The organism is Moraxella sp. CTOTU48841 (assembly GCF_032061225.1).
GTDB classification, from domain to species: Bacteria; Pseudomonadota; Gammaproteobacteria; order Pseudomonadales; family Moraxellaceae; genus Faucicola; species Faucicola cinerea.
On the sequence record NZ_DAMBFQ010000009.1, the window covers coordinates 53395 to 71431 of the forward strand.

Here is an 18037-nt window from a genome sequence, read left to right on the forward strand (position 1 = left end):
AAAACGTTGCAAGTCCCATACTTTACGCCCACCGTTTTAGATGCCATTTGTGTTTTATAAAAGGTGCGATTTATAAAAGCATTATCCACATCGAATGAATTCTGCTAAAATACAATGTTTACATTTTTTTGATAATATATGCCAAATTTAATTTTGAAAACTCTTAAGGAGCCGCTGTGAGCCGTCCGTTTTCTTCAGCCGATATACGTCAAGCTTTTATCAATTATTTTGCCGAAAATGGTCATACCCCAGTGGCATCATCGAGCCTAGTCCCACACAATGACCCTACCCTGCTATTCACCAATGCCGGTATGAACCAATTTAAAGATGTGTTCTTAGGGATAGACAAACGCGATTATAAACGTGCAGTATCGTCGCAAAAATGTGTGCGCGCAGGCGGTAAACACAATGACCTTGACAACGTCGGCTATACCGCGCGTCACCATACATTTTTTGAGATGCTTGGTAATTTTTCATTTGGCGATTATTTTAAACAACAAGCCATCCCATTTTGTTGGGAGTTTTTGACATCTGATGAGTGGCTTGGATTACCCAAAGATAAACTTTACGTGACGGTGTATCACACCGATGATGAAGCCTTTGATATTTGGCATAACGTGGTGGGCTTGCCTGCCGAACGCATCATCCGCATTGGTGATAATAAAGGCGGTCAATACCAATCGGATAACTTTTGGGCAATGGGTGACACAGGTCCTTGTGGTCCTTGTACCGAAGTATTTTATGACCATGGCGAGCATATTTGGGGCGGTCTGCCAGGTACACCTGAAGAAGACGGCGACCGTTTTGTCGAGATTTGGAACAACGTCTTTATGCAGTTTAACCGCCAAAAAGACGGCACACTTGAAAAACTGCCTGCGCCAAGTGTCGATACGGGCATGGGGCTTGAGCGTATCAGTGCCATCATGCAAGGCGTGCATAGCAACTATGAAATCGATATGTTTACCCATCTCATGCAGCATGCGGCGCAAGTGATTGGCTTGCCAAACGATATCGACTTACAGTCTGAGCCATCACTCAAAGTGCTTGCCGACCATATCCGCTCGGTTTCCTTCTTAATTGCAGATGGCGTACTGCCAAGCAATGAAGGTCGCGGTTATGTGCTGCGTCGTATCATCCGCCGCGCGGTTCGTCATGGCAACAAATTAGGTGCTAATGACAACTTCTTTTATAAGCTCGTCGCGCCACTTGCCCAAATCATGGGCGATGCCTACCCACAGCTTCGTGAACAGCAAGCCAACATTGAGCAAGCCATCTTAAAAGAAGAAGAACAATTTGCCAAAACCTTATCACAAGGTCTCAAACTGCTATCACAAGAATTAGATAGCTTAAAATCTGGCGATACTTTATCGGGTGCAACGGTGTTTAAACTGTATGACACGTATGGTTTCCCTGCCGATTTGACGGCGGATATCGTGCGCGAACGCGACATCAGCATTGATGAAGCCGGTTTTGAGCAAGGCATGGCGCAGCAACGCGCCCGCGCCCGTGAAGCAGGTAAATTTGGCGTTGATTATAACCAATTGATTCAAGTTGACAGTGCCACTGAATTTTTGGGGTATGACAAAGCAGAACACAGCAGCACTATCACCCACTTATACCTTGAGGGCAAATCTGCTGAACAATTGCAGGAAGGTGATGAAGGGGTCATCGTATTATCGGCAACGCCTTTTTATGCTGAAGGCGGTGGTCAAGCGGGTGAATTGGGTGACATCCAAACCGAAACTGGCGTATTTGAAGTTCAGGACACCAAAAAATCTGGTCAAGCCATCATCCATCATGGCGTGGTTAAAATGGGCAGTATTCGCCAGGGTCAGTCAAGCGAAGCGCGCGTGGCAAGCCAAGTACGCGCCATGAGTGCCAAAAACCACTCCGCCACTCACCTACTGCACGCCGCCCTTCGTGAGCATCTTGGCACAGGTGTCACCCAAAAAGGGTCATTGGTCAATAGTGAGGTGTTGCGTTTTGACTTCTCGTATGACAAAGCCTTGACTGAGCAAGACATCATCACCATTGAAAACATCGTTAACCAACAAATCCTTGCCAACCAACCTGCCACTGTAGAAATGCTCAGCATGACGCAAGCGCAAGACAAAGGCGCGATGGCACTGTTTGGTGAAAAATATGGTGACACGGTTCGCGTATTGTCGATGGGTACGATAGATAAAGACGGCAAGCCTTTTTCAATCGAGCTATGCGGTGGTCTGCATGTACAACGCACGGGTGATATCGGCTTATTCAAAATCGTCAGTGAGCAAGGTATCGCGGCAGGCATTCGCCGTATCGAAGCAGTGACAGGCATGGGCGCAGTCAAATATGTGCAGCAAGGTGAAAAACAGCTCAATCAACTTGCCAGCCAGCTCAAAGCGAAGCGCGATGAAATCGCCGACCGTGTCAATCAAATGACCGACAAAACACGCGACCTTGAAAAACAGCTTGAGCGTTTGCAGCAAAAATTGGCCAGCAGCCAAGCCAAAGACTTAATCAACAACGTGCAAGATATCAATGGACAAAAAGTGCTGATTGCAAGCTTACCAGGCATGGATGGTAAAGCATTACGCACGATTGCCGATGACATGAAATCAAAATTGCATGATGGTATCGTGGTGCTCGCTGGCGTGGCTGACGATAAAATTGCCTTGACTGCCAGTGTCGGCAAAGACTTAACCAGTAAAATCAAAGCGGGCGATATCATCAAACACTTAAGCGAGCAACTTGGCGGTAAAGGGGGCGGTAAACCTGACTTTGCCCAAGGCGGCGCAAGTGATGTCGCAGGATTGCCAACCGTATTAGATGCGCTACCAAATTGGTTGGCTGAGCGACTTGCCTAATTAAAACTATCCCTAAAAAAACGCCGAATGACTTATTCGGCTTTTTTTATGGGGTTATTTTTTTATGCGGCTATATTTATGCGGCTATATAAAGCATTAGTTTAATCACGCTTAATCAAAGCGCCATTTACTTTAGCCAAACATTCGGTATCATAAAGCCTAAAGCACATTGTGTATAATCGTTTCTATAATCGTATCTAGCATTTAACAACCAACGAAGCTTTACAACACACTTATAGCTTTAAAATACTCATAATCAATAAGGAAACATCATGGACAATCATTACCAGCCCCCCAAAATTTGGACAAATGATAGCCAAAACGGTGGCAAATTTGCCAGTACCAACCGCCCTACCGCAGGAGCGACCCATGAGCAACATTTACCGATTGGTAACAACCCTTTGCAGCTTTACAGCTTAAACACGCCAAACGGTATCAAAATCAATATGTTACTTGAAGAATTGGCAGAGCTCGGTATTGAAGGCGCACAGTATGACACCTACAAAATCAACATCATGAATGGCGACCAATTTGGCTCAGATTTTGTTGCCATCAATCCCAATTCTAAAATCCCTGCACTGGTGGATAACAGCGTTAATCCACCGATTAAACTGTTTGAATCAGGGGCTATTTTGCTATACCTTGCCGAAAAATTTGAGCAGTTTATCCCAGCAGACGCCGCCAAACGTGCCGAATGTTTGTCATGGTTGTTTTGGCAAATGGGCGCTGCGCCGTATGTCGGTGGCGGCTTTGGGCATTTTTATGCATATGCCCCAGAGAAGTTTGAATATGCTATCAATCGCTTTACCATGGAAACCAAACGCCAATTGGATTTACTTGACCAACATTTAGCGACTCGCATGTTTATGGTAGGTAACGACTACAGTATCGCGGATATCGCGATTTGGGCATGGTATGGTCAGTTGGCACTGGGCAAATTGTATAACGCTGGCGAGTTTTTACAAGTGCAAGACTACACCTATCTACAACGCTGGGCAAAAAACCTGCATGACCGTCCTGCCGTGCAACGCGCTGTAACCTTACCGCTACAACCAATTGCATAAACTGATAACGTTTTGTTCACCGTAGCCATCCAATTTTCAGCCAGTCATTTGGGGATTTTTGGCAATTTTGCCTTGCCCCAAAATTGGGAAATATGGTATAAAGTACCGTTTAATTTACGTTTCGTGACATTGTAAACAATCTGCTAAGCAATCCATCAAGGACTTGGTATGGCAAGTCTTGCATAGCGATGGCAAACAACGTGCACGATATTATAGGGTGTATTGACAATGGCTTTAATCGTACAAAAATACGGTGGTACGTCGATGGGTAGTGTCGAACGTATCAAAAATGTGGCACAGCGCGTCAAACGTTGGCATGACAATGGTCATCAGGTGGTGGTTGTCGTCTCTGCCATGAGTGGCGAGACCAATCGCTTGATTGATTTGGCACGTCAAATCAGTAAAGAACCAAACGCTCGTGAATACGACCAAATGGTGTCAACTGGTGAGCAAGTCTCGATTTCTTTACTTGCCATGGCATTAAATGAAATCGGTGTGAGCGCCAAGTCAATGACGGGTGGACAAGTGGCGATTCGTACCGATGACAGTCATACCAAAGCCCGTATTCAACATATCGATGATAGTCAGCTTCGCGCCGCACTCGATGCTGGTATGGTAGTTGTAGTGGCGGGTTTCCAAGGGGTGGATGAAAAAGGTGACATTAACACCTTAGGTCGGGGTGGCTCGGACACCACAGGCGTTGCACTGGCTGCTGCCCTATCTGCCGATGAATGTCAAATCTATACCGATGTCGACGGCGTGTATACTACTGACCCACGGGTGACACCAAAAGCCAAAAAATTATCAAAAATTACCTTTGAAGAAATGCTAGAAATGGCAAGCCTTGGCTCAAAAGTGTTGCAAATTCGCTCGGTTGAATTTGCCGGAAAATACCAAGTACCACTGCGTGTTTTATCCAGTTTTGATGAAAACGCCGATGGTAAATTCGATGATGATTTTAAAAAGAATGTAGGTACATTAATTACCACCGATGAGGGAGACAGCATGGAACAACCAATTATTTCGGGCATCGCCTTTAACCGTGACGAAGCTAAAGTATCTATCTTAGCAGTGCCTGATCGTCCTGGTATTGCCTCATCGATTTTAAGCCCGATCAGTGCTGCCAATATCGAAATCGATATGATTATCCAAAACATCGCAGAAAACGGATTGACCGACTTTACCTTTACCGTTAACCGTGGGGATTTTGATAAAACCCTAGCGATTTTGGGTGACAATCTTGCTGAGATTGGCGGCAAAGAAATCGTGAGCAACAACAATGTGGTTAAAGTATCACTGGTGGGTGTTGGTATGCGTTCACATGCAGGCGTGGCAAGCAAAATGTTTGAAACACTGGCAGAAAACAACATCAATATCCAAATGATTTCTACCAGCGAAATCAAAATCTCGGTACTGATTCAAGAAGAACAACTGGAAAAAGCGGTTAAAGCGCTACATACCGCTTTTGGTCTTGACCGTGAAGACGGTGAAAGCAAGGTTGCTGGATTATAAGAAATTTGTAATTCTCCACAAAAACAAGGTTAATATCCGCGTTTTGCGGGTGTTAATCTTTTTTTTACTTCAGCATTTCGTTTATAATGGCATCTCGTTTATTGGGCACAAACGCAACTGACCCCTCAATGCCTATTTTGACTGTTGGCAAATAGCCGCCAAGCATGATGAGTTCGCTTGAATTATGCCTTTGCAGTCTGTCTTTAACGTATCATTGGGCAATGATACATGATAATATATTTGACGAATTTAGCTAATTTATCGTTGAATCATCATAGGACATTGATGGTACTTGTTGCGACATAAGGAGTGTGACGCATGTTAATTTTGACTCGCCGTGTTGGCGAAACGTTAATGATAGGTGACGAAGTTAGTGTCACCGTACTGGGTGTAAAAGGTAATCAAGTCAGACTGGGCGTCAATGCGCCAAAAGACATTGCCGTACACCGTGAAGAGATTTATCAAAGAATTTTGCATGAACGGACTGGGCATGAACGCATGGGTTATGATAATCACCCAGTCGATTTTGCAGCCCATGATAGAATGGGTCAAGACCGCAGTGGTTTTGGGGCAGCCAGTCATGAGGCCTTTCCCCAAGAGCGCAGTAAACCCTCTCAACCGCGCAACAGCGGTCAGCAAATGCGTCATTTAGAAAACCGTGTGGAAAACCGCGGTTTTGGTCAGACCAACAATAATTTTAACCCAGCTTTTGATCCGTTTGAGGACGATTATTTTAATCGTTAATGACGGTTGCTATTTTGACTTTTGGAGTAACTATGAGCGCTATTGATAAGCTAGAACTATCAAAACTATTAGCTAAACTAGAAAACAAATCGCTAGATTTTGCTTCCGTGCTAGCTATCATCGATAGTTACTATGACTATCGCCCAACTGAGTTTGTCAATGGCGAAGTGCACAATGCGGCAGGTGAAAATGAAGGCAGTGCGAAAGTGTTTGGCTTTGCACTACTCAACCATTTGACCCAACAAGATACGCTAAAACTGTTTGCTGAGCACTATGACAGTGTTAAAGCAGAGCTAAAAGGTACAAACCATGCCAATATCCGTAACTTTAGCTTTTTTGGCTGGCAAGGCTTTTTGATGCAGCGTAACTGTTTAACGCCGAAAGCGTCATAACCTCATCGAAAATACTTAATTCTTAAAATCTAACTGTTTTTTGCGTCAAACAAGGCAGCCGATGGGTTGCCTTTTTTTATCCAATGGCTTTTATTTTAAAGAATGGTTTTGATTTTAAAGAATAGTTTTGAGAGACTGATTGGCTATTTGTTTGCCCTTAACTGCTCGCGCAGTTGTTTTTTTTGCTCACGGCGATAGCGAAAAAAATCCTGCAATAACGCGCGGCTTTGCTCTGCCATTAGCCCCTGTTCTACTTTCAAACAATGATTATAAAACGCCACTTTGCTAAAATCCTGCTGGCTCACAATCATGCCTGCTTTCGGCTCTGTCGCTGCAAACACCAAGCGTGATACTCTGGCGTGAATAATCGCTCCTAGACACATGGTGCAAGGCTCAAGCGTGACAAACAGTTCACAATCCGCTGGCAGACGGTAATTATCAAAATATTGACACGCTCGCCTTATTGCCACTATTTCGGCGTGGGCCGTGGCATCATGACTTAAAATCGGTTGATTATAGCCTTTGGCTATGATGGTGCCTTGATGCACAATCACTGCGCCCACTGGCACTTCCCCCTGCTGTCCGCCCTCGGCTGCAACGTCAAGCGCCGCTTGCATAAAGGCGTCATCGCTGTCACAAAAGCCCGTTTCACAACAGTTATCCTCACTAGCTTCCATTTTTATACCACCCAAACTACTGTGGCAACTGCCAATCTATTGGGCTTTTGCCATGCGCCATCAGATAATCATTGGCTTTGGAAAAAGGACGCGTGCCGAAAAAACCACCCCGATTGGCACCAAGTGGTGATGGATGCGTGCCTGTAATGATTAAATGCTTAGATGTATCAATAAAACGGCCTTTTTTCTGTGCGTAACTCCCCCATAGGATAAAGACACAGTGCTCGCAGTGCTGATTGACAGCCTCAATCACCGCATCAGTGAACGTTTCCCAGCCAATACGCTGATGACTACCCGCTTGCCCTGCTTCTACGGATAACATACTGTTGAGTAGCAGCACCCCTTGGGTTGCCCAATGGGTCAAATCGCCATGTTTTGACGGCGCGATACCCAAATCGGCGGCAAGTTCTCGTAAAATATTTTGTAGACTCGGCGGTTTGGGAATGGCTTTGGGCACGGAAAAGGATAACCCCATCGCTTGTCCCGCCCCATGGTACGGGTCTTGACCCAAAATCACTACTTTAACCTGCGACAAAGGCGTCAAATTAAACGCATTGAACATCTGACTACCCGAGGGATAAATCACTTTTTGCGCATGATATTGATCTCGCAAAAACTGGCGAATCTTATCCATATTACTGCTCGTTAGCTCTGTCGCCAAGGCCTGCTTCCAGTCGTCCGGCATTTTGACATTGGCTAAAATTTGTTGTTGTTCAGGCGTTAATGTTTTCATGGTTTATCTGCTATCAAAAAATTATAAAAAAAGCCAAAGAATCTCTTGGCTTTATTGTAGCAAATAATTGTCGTCAATAAGTGGAACACTTTGATGCTGTCTATTCTATATCGACTGATTATTCTGTGAAGGTTTGACGCAGGGTAAAATCGTCTAATTTGACCGCTTCACGGCTGCTCTTTTCAGTGGGGGGAATTACTTGCGCTTCGCCTGTCACTACCGCTTTACCGTCTTGATTGGTCACTTGGCAATCTAACACCACCCATTTTTTGCTATCGTCTTTACTTTTCACCGTCAAGGTCGCGGTTAAAGTATCATCGATATGCACAGGACGACGAAACGACAAACTTTGGTTCAGATAAATTGTCCCCAAGCCTGGAAATTTGGTACCAATCAAGGCTGATAATAGACCTGCTGTCCACATACCATGCGCAATCACGCCTTTAAACTGGCTTTGCTCGGCATACTCATTATCGAGATGCGCAGGGTTGTAGTCATGGGTAACAAGCGCAAATGCTTTGACATCATCTGCGGTCACTTGGCGGGTCATGCTGGCAGTTTGCCCGATGCTTAATTCCTCATAGGTAAAATTACTAAAAGTTGTCATTGTCCGTCCTTTTGTTCTTGTTGATTAATTTCATAAAAACCACGATTACAAAATCGTTTTGATGGTTTGACTATAAGTTTGACTATAGCATAAATTTTGCAAATTTTTATGACAATGACTACGCATTCATCAACCCATCTGATTTTAATAATTACAAATTTTTTATTTTTTTGCTTGACTTGATGAACTGCTAATAAAATCAATCGTCTAGGATTTTTGCAGAAAAATAGGCAAAAAATTGAAAAAAATACAAGCTAGAATTACAAATTTTTTTACGCTATATTGTGCGAAATAACAAAACAACCCCTAGATATAGTAGTTTTTTGCAAAATCTTGCAATAATACGGCAATGACTTTGCAATGTTACATAAGTGACGTGGCCTCGGCTCAAAAGCCGTCGTTAAAAGCGGCATACACACTCACTATACTTTCGGTTAGCTGTTTTACTTGGCATTTTTATCTCACCACCTCTCACTCAGCGCCTTTTTAATACATACAGATATGACGTTGATAAACAGGTAAAAAAAGGAACGTATTATGACTCGTACTGAAGATATCCTCGTGCAAAAACGCGACGGGCGTTTGGAAAAAATTGATTTGGATAAGATTCACCGAGTCATCGAGTGGGCAGCAGAAGGACTTGATAATGTGTCTGTTTCGCAAGTAGAAATCAGTTCACATATCCAGTTTTATGACAAAATCACCACCAAAAGCATCCATGAAACCATCATTAAATCAGCCGCGGATTTGATTTCTGCGGCAACGCCTGATTATCAGTATTTGGCAGCGCGATTGGCAATTTTTCATTTACGCAAAATCGCATTTGGTCAGTTTGAGCCGCCACATTTGTTTGACCATGTCACCAAACTGACCCAAGAAGGTCGTTACGATGCCCATATTTTGCAAGACTTTAGCAAAGAAGAATTTGATATACTCAATGACTATATTGATCACAACCGTGATTTAAGCTTTGCGTATGCCGCTGTCAAACAAATGGAAGGCAAATATTTGGTGCAAGACCGCGTCAGCAAACAGGTCTTTGAAAGCCCACAATTTTTGTATATGCTCGTCGGTATGTGTCTATTTGCCAGTTACGACAAACAATATGACAAGGCCGCGCGATTAGATTATATCAAGCGCTTTTATGACACCACGTCTACTTTCAAAATCTCACTACCAACGCCAATCATGTCGGGCGTGCGTACTCCCTCGCGTCAGTTTAGCTCATGTGTACTCATTGAATGTGATGATAGCTTAGACAGTATTAATGCCACCACCAGCGCCATCGTGCGGTATGTGTCACAGCGTGCCGGTATTGGTGTCAATGCGGGTCGTATTCGCGCATTAGGTAGCCCAATTCGTGGCGGTGAAGCGCAGCACACCGGCTGTATTCCTTTTTACAAACTATTCCAAACCGCTGTTAAATGCTGCTCACAAGGTGGCGTGCGCGGTGGTGCAGCGACCTTGTTCTACCCGATTTGGCATTTGGAAGTGGAAAATCTGCTAGTGCTCAAAAACAACCGCGGTGTGGAAGACAACCGTGTTCGCCACATGGATTATGGCGTACAAATCAATAAAACCATCTATCAACGTTTGATTAAAAATCAAAACGTGACCCTGTTTTCACCATCGGATGTGCCAGGTTTGTACGATGCTTTTTTTGCCGATCAAGCCGAGTTTGAGCGTTTGTATGAGCAATATGAGCAAGATGAATCCATTCGCAAACGCAGTGTGCCCGCGCAAGAGTTGTTTAGCCTGATGATGCAAGAGCGTGCCAGCACGGGTCGTATCTATGTGCAAAACGTTGACCATTGCAACACCCACAGTCCGTTTGACCCAAGTGTCGCGCCAATTCGCCAATCCAACCTATGTATGGAAATCGCGCTACCGACCCAACCGCTTGACAACATCAATGATGAAAGCGGTGAAATCGCCCTTTGTACGCTGTCAGGGATTAACTTGGGTGAAATCAACCAACTAGAAGACATCAAAGAGCCAGCGGAACTTATCGTACGCGCCTTAGATGCCTTGCTTGACTACCAAGACTATCCTGTCATCGCCGCTAAAAATGGCTCTATGAAACGCCGCACACTGGGTATTGGTGTCATCAACTACGCCTATTATCTTGCCAAAAATGGTACCAAATATTCAGATCCTAAAGCGCTCGGTTTAACCCATCGCACTTTTGAAGCCTTACAGTATTATTTGTTGGTGGCGTCCAATAAACTGGCTAAAGAGCAAGGCGCGTGTCCTGCATTTGGCGATACCACGTATTCACAAGGTATTTTACCGATTGATACCTATAAAGCGGATATTGATGCGATTTGTAATGAGCCGCTACAACTCGACTGGGAAGCATTGCGTCATGATATCAAAACCCACGGTCTTCGCAACTCAACCTTGACTGCCTTGATGCCATCAGAAACCTCTAGCCAGATTGCTAACGCAACTAATGGCATTGAGCCACCTCGCGGTCTGGTATCTGTCAAAGCATCAAAAGACGGTATTTTAAAACAAGTGGTGCCTGAGATTGATAAGCTCAAAGATCAATACGAGCTATTATGGCAAATGCCGAATAACAAAGGTTATTTGAGTCTTGTGGCGATTATGCAAAAATTTATTGACCAAAGTATCTCAGCCAATACCAACTACGACCCAACCAAGTTTGAAGATAGCCGTGTACCGATGAAGGTGATGATTCAAGACTTGTTGATGGCGTATAAATTGGGCGTTAAGACGCTGTACTATCATAACACCCGTGACGGCGCAAATGATGCCCAAGACGACCTTGAAAATGGCTGTGCTGGCGGCGCTTGTACTTTATAAAAGATTATTTAGGGATAATACTGATGGATTATCCCTAGTTTTTTATTCAGTGATTTATCTTTTGTAAAAACAAATAAAAATGGCATAACCCATTAAATTGATTACTTAAATTATTTTGATGTAACATCTAGGCTTTTATTATTAAAAGCCTAGAAATTTTTATTACATAGGATGTTTCAAACTTGAAAAACCCATTAATTGTTTATGCCATTTTACTGATGAACCTTACCTCGTGTGCTTCTTTGCCGCAAACATATGACAGTCCGATTCCTGTCTATGTGGACTTGGGTGATGCCATACCTGCCACCACCCTGCCCAATTCAAATTCAAAAGCCAATGTCAAAACTATGAGTCACTAAGGTTTGGTATCAGGCTTATCTGATTGTGCCAGTTTTTCTGACGCTACCACTTTATCTTTGACGGGTACAGTATTGGCAAAATTTGAATAGGTAATATCAATCGGTTTGCCCATCATCACACGGCTGGTCGGTAACGCATTTTTGAGTCCCACCTCTTTCATCATCTCCGCGATTTTTAAAATCATATCGGTTTGTTTTTGATTAAAATCCATCGCGCCTTTCACATTGAGATAGCATCGCACTTCAACAAGATACGCGTCTTGCTGAGTGCCAGAAATACGCACTTGATTCCACACACTGTTGGTGTCAGGATGATTGGTGATATAGATTTGTGTTTGCTCCATAAATTCACGTAATTTATCGATGTCGCTATCGCGCGAGATATAGAACACTTGCGAAAAATGAAACATATCGCGCTGAGAGACATTTTCAATGCTCATCGATGAGAAATTACCATTGGGAATCGTCACCACTGTGCGATCGGTGGTACGCAGACGGGTGGAGCGGATACCGATGTCTTCAACCGTACCTTCTTGCGTGCCAAAGCGGCAGTAGTCGCCCACATTCACAGGCTGGTCAGCGACTACCGATACACTGCCGACTAAATTTTCAACCGTTTTTTGTGCACCCAACGCCAACGCCACACCACCAATCCCCAATGCGGCAATGCCTGTGGTTAAGTCATAGCCTAGATTACCCAAAATCACAATGGTCGCAATCGCAATCAAAATCAATTTTACGACTTTTCGCAGCAGATTTAGGACAGATAGCCGCTCTGGATGATGGTTATTACTGGCATAGTTTTCTGCACGTTTAAAAATCAAATCCAAAATTCGTAAAATCAACCATACCATGGATACCCAAGATAAAATATCGGCAAGGTTGGACGCCATATTGCGCACAACCAAATTAATACCCACCAAAATCATGGCTTCTTTGATAATCAGCGCCGTCAGCACCATTGCGGCAGGTACGACCACGCGCCCATCAATCGGAAATTGCTTTTCTTTATCTGGGTGGGTCGCTAGATAAATTCGCGTGATAATCATATATAAGATTTGGCTAATCAATAGACAGGCGAGATAAGTCGCTATCATGAGCGCAATCACTGCCGCAATGTGTCCAAGACTATAGCCTTTAATATCTTTCTCAATCCATTGTTTGGGAATGTACTTTTCTACCAGTGTCGGCTGGGTAACGAGTGATAACGACGCAACTTCTTGCAAGGTTTGTTGTGAAATCAGCCAAATATTGGTGCCGTTAGATTGTTTGACACGCTGCATTAAGATATCGATACTCTTTTTGTCAGCCGCGGGATTGTTGATCTCCCCGACCTTATCGAGATTGGGCGCTAGTTTGTCATCGAGATTGCCGGTAGGGTCATTGCTAATTTGTAGCTGCTCGTTGATACGTCCGCCGCTATCGAGTGCCGATTTTAAAGATTCGAGCGTGCCACTGGGGTCTTTGCTATAGCTTAAATCCACATAACGGCTAGCAAGCATCCAATCACTTTTTGCCAATGCTTGAATAAAGCCTTGCACGCTGCCGCGCGGGGTGTCACGCCCAAAGGTGTCTTGTGGGGTGGCCGTGCCGCTGGCGCTACTCGCTGATTTGCTGCTATCAGCCGCCCATGCAGCGGTGGGTTTGACACTGGTGATAACCATGAGTAAAGCAAACAATGCCATCATAAAACAACGGCGGTATAAAGATGGTGCATCAGCATGACGCTGACATTGGTTAAGAGACTTTGACAACTGCATAAACTTCCCAAAATTTGTAAAACGCTCAGACATAGTTAGGCTAAATAAACGGCCTTGATTTATGTTTTAAGAAATCCTAAATTGCAATGCGCTTATTCTGAATAAAGTATTTCGTCTTGTAGGTATAACTGCTAAAATACGCGCATTATTTGATTTTATCAGTTTTAAATTCCAAAAACACTTTTAAATGCATTGAGTTATTATGTTTAATTTACATCCACAACTAGCAAAAGATACTTTTTTGGTGGGCGAATTTCCGTTATCTACTTGCCGCTTGATGAACGACTGTCAATTTCCTTGGTTGATTTTAATTCCGCGTGTACCCGGTATCAAAGAATTATACGAATTATCCGCCAGTGACCAAGCGCAGTTTTTACGTGAATCCAGCTGGCTATCAAGTCAGCTTGCCAAAACTTTTCAAGCCGACAAAATGAATATCGCCGCGCTTGGCAACCAAGTGCCGCAATTGCATTTTCATCATATCGTGCGCTACCAAAATGACATTGCTTGGCCCAATCCAGTATGGGGTAATCCAGCCATCCCTTATACCCCTGAAGTTTTGAGCCATATGCAGCAGACACTGATGATGGCACTGCGGGGTCATCGTGATATGCCATTTGATTGGCAAATGAACGTCTAAAAAAAATTTTACCACGAGGCACGAGGTAGACAAGCTAAATTGCGTGAATCCATTCAAGGTCTTTCGACCAATCTAAAAAGTCCGAAATTCATTGAACTGGCGGCATTTTTTATTTTATCGTTTACCTTAACCTCTCTTGATGTACCGCCTATTTATCATACGCTCAGTATTTTGCTGTTGGTAGCGGGCGTTATTGTCACTACGTTGAGTGTTATCCGTCCCCATCACTACATTACTTCGGCAAGTGTATTAACCCTGATGGCGTTGGCAACGGGTATGTTGCAGTTTAACTATATCCCAAGCCTTGCGTTATGGTTGTTGATTTTGATTCGCCTGATTTTTTCAGATACCAAACATACCGTTTCGTTGGTATTATTAACCGTATCAGTGGGTCTACTTAGTCTGATATTCGCGCATTTTTTATTACCTGCCATTAGTTTGTCGGCCAAGCAAGAAGACATTTTAAATTTCGCCATTGTATTTACCGATATCTTGATTGTTGGTTATCATATTTGGTCCATGGTAGTTCGCTTACACCAAAAAAATCAAATGCTTGCGCAGCAGCAGGCACGGATTGATACCTTAGTCAAGGTAACCAATAAATTAACCCGTTTTTTGCCTCCCCAGATTTGGCAGCCCATTGTCAAAAATAACACCAAGGTTGAAGTCATTAATCAACGTCGCAAGCTAACTATTTTGTTTTCGGACATTGTTGGCTTTACCGATTTGTCGGATCATATTAGCTCCGACCATTTAGCCAATATTTTAAATACTTACCTTGACCGTATGACCCAAGTTAGCCAAAAATATGGGGCGACCCTCGATAAGTTTTTGGGTGATGGGTTATTGTGCTATTTTGGCGATATGGGTGGTAATGACCGTGATAACGCGATTGCTTGTGCCAGTATGGCCATCGAGATGCGCCGTGAGATGGAAGTACTGCGCCACCAATGGCGATTACTCGGTTTTGAAGGGCTGCATGTACGTATGGGTATCAATACAGGGTATTGTTATGTGGGCAATTTTGGCAGCCGCAATCGTATGACTTATACCGTGGTTGGAAAAGAAGCGAATTTTGCCTCTCGCCTTGAATCTGCCGCGAAAAACAATCAAATTTTGATCAGTGAAAGTACGTTTAATTTAATTGGTCATGTCCATCATTGCCAAGCCGTGGGGCAATTTAAATTTAAAGGCTTTCAAGATGCCATGAATGTGTGGGAATTGCTTGAACCCAAAAGCGAATCTATAGAGCAAACCGATTGGGTGGACTTTAGCTTGCCTGGGTTTAACCTGCATTTAAATTTTCATGATATTCGTAATTATGATAAGAATGATATTACTAACCAGCTAAAATCCGCATTGGCGCTTGTTGAAGAAAAGCAAAAATAATGCTATTGAAGGTTTTGGCTCAGCTATATTCTTAGCTTATCTATGTTGAACCGTTTACATAAGCTAAAAAAGCCGAAGCATTCAGCTTCGGCTTTTTTTATACTATTGAATTAGGCATCAAACGAAGCTAATGCTTGGTTAAATGTCGCACTTGGGCGCATCACTTGGCTAAGCTTTTGTTGGTCTGGTTGATAGTAACCGCCAATATCTGCACCTTGACCTTGAACATCATTTAATTCAGCCACGATTTTGTCTTCATTTTCTGACAATGCTTGAGCAAGCGGCGCAAACTTGGTTTTAAGCTCGCTATCTTCCTCTTGGTTTGCCAATTCTTCTGCCCAGTATTTGGCTAGATAATAATGGCTGCCACGGTTGTCGAGCTCACCGGTACGGCGTGATGGTGATTTGTCGTTATCCAACAATTTACCCGTTGCCAAGTCTAGGGTTTTTGCCAGTAATTTTATCCGTGGGTTATTTTCTTTAATGCCTAAGTCTTCTAAAGATACCGCAAGCGCCAGCATCTCGCCGAGTGAATCCCAGCGCAAGTGGTTTTCTTCAACCAACTGCTCGACATGTTTTGGGGCTGAGCCGCCTGCCCCTGTCTCATAAAGACCACCGCCTTCCATCAATGGGACGATTGATAGCATTTTGGCTGACGTGCCTAATTCTAGAATTGGGAACAAGTCAGTTAAGTAGTCACGTAAGATGTTACCTGTGACTGAGATGGTGTCCAAACCACGCGCCACACGCTCAAGGGTATAACGCATCGCACGAACTTGAGACATAATTTGGATATCTAGACCTGCGGTATCATGCTCTTGTAAGTATTTTTTAACTTTCTTGATGAGCTCATTTTCATGTGGGCGGTATGGGTCAAGCCAGAAGATAGCTGGCATGCCTGAGTTACGTGCACGCGTCACTGCCAGTTTTACCCAGTCACGAATTGGCGCATCTTTGACTTGACACATACGCCAAATATCACCTTCTTCAACATTTTGTGACATCAATACTTCGCCTGTCTCAATGTCAGTGATATTGGCAACGCCTGCCTCTGGGATTTCAAAAGTTTTGTCGTGAGAGCCGTATTCTTCCGCTTTTTGCGCCATCAAGCCTACGTTTGGCACGGTACCCATGGTCGCTGGGTCAAAGTTGCCATGCCATTTACAGAAGTTGATGACTTCTTGGTAAATACGGGCAAAGGTCGATTCTGGCATCACTGCTTTACAGTCGTAAGGCTTGCCATCGGCTGCCCACATTTTACCACCATTACGAATCATCGCTGGCATTGAGGCATCTACAATGACGTCATTTGGCGAATAGAAGTTATCGATTCCCTTTGCTGAGTCAACCATCGCCAATGCAGGGCGATGTTCTTGACAGGCATGCAGGTCACGGACGATTTCTTCACGGATAGTGGTCGGTAGGGTTTCGATTTTTTCGTATAGTCCTGCCATACCATTGTTAACATTAATACCTAACTCGTCAAAGGTTTTGTTCCATTTTTCGAATGCATCTTTGTAGTACACTCTCACGCAGTGACCAAATACGATAGGATGCGATACCTTCATCATCGTGGCTTTGACGTGTAAAGAGAACAGAATTTTACCTTCACGGCAATCTTCTAGCTCTTTTTCATAAAACTCGATTAAGGCTTTTTTGCTCATAAACATTGAGTCAATCACTTCACCGTCTTGTAGGGCAACTTCAGGTTTTAGCACCACAGCTTTGCCACTATGGGTGATGAGCTCCATTTTGACTTTACGCGCTTTATCAAGGGTCATTGATTTTTCGCCATGGTAAAAGTCCCCTTCTTCCATGTGAGAGACGTGGGTTTTTGACCATTGTTTCCATTCACCCATTGAATGTGGGTGTTTTTTGGCATAGTTTTTTACGGCAGCTGGGGCACGGCGATCGGAGTTACCTTCACGTAATACAGGATTTACCGCAGAACCTAAACATTTACCATAACGGGCTTTGATGGCTTTTTCTTCGTCTGTGGTTGGGTTTTCTGGGTAATTGGGAATGTTGTAGCCTTTGGCTTGTAACTCTTCAATACATTCTTGTAGCTGAGCCACTGAGGCACTGATATTAGGCAATTTGATGATATTGGTGTCTGGGTCTTGGGTCAACCGACCAAGCTCAGCAAGATTGTCGGTCACTTGTTGTTCTGGGGTCAGGTAGTCGGAGAACTCTGCCAATACACGCGCGGCAACGGAAATATCGGTTTTGGTGATTTCAACGCCAGCAGGCTTGGTAAATGTTTCAATGATAGGAAGTAGTGAATAAGTCGCCAGTAGCGGTGCTTCGTCAGTTAAAGTATAGATAATATTTGACTTTCCACTAGCCATAGAGAACCTCTTTTATATGAATGTTAATTGAGATACTAGATGATGCATCTAGCAGCGTGAGAAATTTCACAGTAAGTATTACTAATTAGGGGATAAAATGTGATTGACCATTTTAAACGCAAAGTATACGGTTACCG

13 protein-coding genes and 1 pseudogene are annotated in these 18037 nt (G+C 43.7%); 9 read left to right on the forward strand and 5 right to left on the reverse strand.

Annotation, left to right across the window (positions count from 1 at the left end; genetic code table 11):
- Nucleotides 1-176 precede the first annotated feature (176 nt).
- The 5 genes and pseudogenes from alaS (at nucleotide 177) to RT034_RS09060 (ending at nucleotide 6561) form a co-directional block, all read left to right on the forward strand.
- Entirely contained in the window at nucleotides 177-2849 is a 2673-nt protein-coding gene (alaS, locus tag RT034_RS09040; protein WP_313016060.1) for an alanine--tRNA ligase, read from the forward strand.
- Nucleotides 2850-3121: 272 nt separating this feature from the next.
- Nucleotides 3122-3913, forward strand: a complete 792-nt coding sequence (yghU, locus tag RT034_RS09045) for a glutathione-dependent disulfide-bond oxidoreductase (protein WP_313016061.1) — start codon at nucleotides 3122-3124, stop codon at nucleotides 3911-3913.
- 228 nt (nucleotides 3914-4141) lie between these two features.
- Complete coding sequence (locus tag RT034_RS09050; protein WP_007115684.1) at nucleotides 4142-5425, forward strand: aspartate kinase; 1284 nt, start codon at nucleotides 4142-4144, stop codon at nucleotides 5423-5425.
- A gap of 318 nt (nucleotides 5426-5743) precedes the next feature.
- Nucleotides 5744-5926 (forward strand): annotated as a pseudogene (gene csrA, locus RT034_RS09055) (carbon storage regulator CsrA); the annotation flags it as partial.
- Nucleotides 5927-6201: 275 nt separating this feature from the next.
- Nucleotides 6202-6561 carry a HopJ type III effector protein gene (locus RT034_RS09060; protein ID WP_313016062.1) on the forward strand — a complete coding sequence of 120 codons (360 nt, stop codon included), beginning with the start codon at nucleotides 6202-6204 and terminating at the stop codon, nucleotides 6559-6561.
- Between the two features lie 143 nt (nucleotides 6562-6704).
- Here the strand turns inward: RT034_RS09060 and tadA are convergent, their stop codons facing one another.
- The 3 genes from tadA to RT034_RS09075 all read right to left on the reverse strand — a co-directional run bounded on the left by tadA (nucleotide 6705) and on the right by RT034_RS09075 (nucleotide 8578).
- The gene (tadA, locus tag RT034_RS09065) at nucleotides 6705-7238 is read right to left on the reverse strand and encodes a tRNA adenosine(34) deaminase TadA (RefSeq protein WP_313016063.1); all 534 of its coding nucleotides are present in this window, start codon (nucleotides 7236-7238) and stop codon (nucleotides 6705-6707) included.
- A 16-nt stretch (nucleotides 7239-7254) separates the two neighbouring features.
- Nucleotides 7255-7971, reverse strand: a complete 717-nt coding sequence (gene ung, locus RT034_RS09070; protein WP_309596050.1) for a uracil-DNA glycosylase — start codon at nucleotides 7969-7971, stop codon at nucleotides 7255-7257.
- Nucleotides 7972-8089: 118 nt separating this feature from the next.
- Nucleotides 8090-8578 carry a MaoC/PaaZ C-terminal domain-containing protein gene (locus RT034_RS09075; RefSeq protein ID WP_309574880.1) on the reverse strand — a complete coding sequence of 163 codons (489 nt, stop codon included), beginning with the start codon at nucleotides 8576-8578 and terminating at the stop codon, nucleotides 8090-8092.
- 537 nt (nucleotides 8579-9115) lie between these two features.
- Here RT034_RS09075 and nrdA point away from each other — a divergent pair.
- Both nrdA and RT034_RS09085 read left to right on the forward strand, forming a co-directional pair.
- Nucleotides 9116-11404, forward strand: coding sequence for a class 1a ribonucleoside-diphosphate reductase subunit alpha (gene nrdA / locus RT034_RS09080; protein WP_313016064.1), 2289 nt, complete (start codon nucleotides 9116-9118; stop codon nucleotides 11402-11404).
- A gap of 182 nt (nucleotides 11405-11586) precedes the next feature.
- On the forward strand, nucleotides 11587-11763 hold the full coding sequence (locus RT034_RS09085) for a hypothetical protein (protein ID WP_156627519.1): 177 nt from the start codon (nucleotides 11587-11589) through the stop codon (nucleotides 11761-11763).
- On the opposite strand, the gene RT034_RS09090 is transcribed toward RT034_RS09085, so the two are convergent.
- Nucleotides 11760-13523 (reverse strand): mechanosensitive ion channel family protein, encoded by a 1764-nt coding sequence (locus RT034_RS09090; protein WP_313016065.1) that lies wholly within the window; start codon nucleotides 13521-13523, stop codon nucleotides 11760-11762. The two genes, RT034_RS09085 and RT034_RS09090, sit on opposite strands and share 4 nt — an antisense overlap.
- Nucleotides 13524-13725: 202 nt before the next feature.
- On the opposite strand from RT034_RS09090, the gene RT034_RS09095 reads away from it, so the two are divergent.
- Together RT034_RS09095 and RT034_RS09100 are read left to right on the forward strand one after the other, a co-directional pair.
- Nucleotides 13726-14163, forward strand: a complete 438-nt coding sequence (locus RT034_RS09095; protein ID WP_036601311.1) for an HIT domain-containing protein — start codon at nucleotides 13726-13728, stop codon at nucleotides 14161-14163.
- A 39-nt stretch (nucleotides 14164-14202) separates the two neighbouring features.
- Nucleotides 14203-15552, forward strand: a complete 1350-nt coding sequence (locus RT034_RS09100; protein WP_313016066.1) for an adenylate/guanylate cyclase domain-containing protein — start codon at nucleotides 14203-14205, stop codon at nucleotides 15550-15552.
- Between the two features lie 110 nt (nucleotides 15553-15662).
- Here RT034_RS09100 and RT034_RS09105 read toward each other — a convergent pair whose 3' ends face one another.
- On the reverse strand, nucleotides 15663-17900 hold the full coding sequence (locus RT034_RS09105) for an NADP-dependent isocitrate dehydrogenase (protein WP_313016067.1): 2238 nt from the start codon (nucleotides 17898-17900) through the stop codon (nucleotides 15663-15665).
- Between the last annotated feature and the right edge of the window lie 137 nt (nucleotides 17901-18037).

Excerpts from the sequence above, each read along its gene's own strand:
- RT034_RS09090 (WP_313016065.1), bottom strand. The coding sequence starts at position 13,523 with ATGCAGTTGTCAAAGTCTCTTAACCAATGTCAGCGTCATGCTGATGCA.
- RT034_RS09105 (WP_313016067.1), bottom strand. The coding sequence starts at position 17,900 with ATGGCTAGTGGAAAGTCAAATATTATCTATACTTTAACTGACGAAGCA.
- RT034_RS09060 (WP_313016062.1), top strand. The coding sequence starts at position 6,202 with ATGAGCGCTATTGATAAGCTAGAACTATCAAAACTATTAGCTAAACTA.
- RT034_RS09075 (WP_309574880.1), bottom strand. The coding sequence starts at position 8,578 with ATGACAACTTTTAGTAATTTTACCTATGAGGAATTAAGCATCGGGCAA.
- yghU (WP_313016061.1), top strand. The coding sequence starts at position 3,122 with ATGGACAATCATTACCAGCCCCCCAAAATTTGGACAAATGATAGCCAA.
- nrdA (WP_313016064.1), top strand. The coding sequence starts at position 9,116 with ATGACTCGTACTGAAGATATCCTCGTGCAAAAACGCGACGGGCGTTTG.
- RT034_RS09050 (WP_007115684.1), top strand. The coding sequence starts at position 4,142 with ATGGCTTTAATCGTACAAAAATACGGTGGTACGTCGATGGGTAGTGTC.
- tadA (WP_313016063.1), bottom strand. The coding sequence starts at position 7,238 with ATGGAAGCTAGTGAGGATAACTGTTGTGAAACGGGCTTTTGTGACAGC.
- RT034_RS09095 (WP_036601311.1), top strand. The coding sequence starts at position 13,726 with ATGTTTAATTTACATCCACAACTAGCAAAAGATACTTTTTTGGTGGGC.
- ung (WP_309596050.1), bottom strand. The coding sequence starts at position 7,971 with ATGAAAACATTAACGCCTGAACAACAACAAATTTTAGCCAATGTCAAA.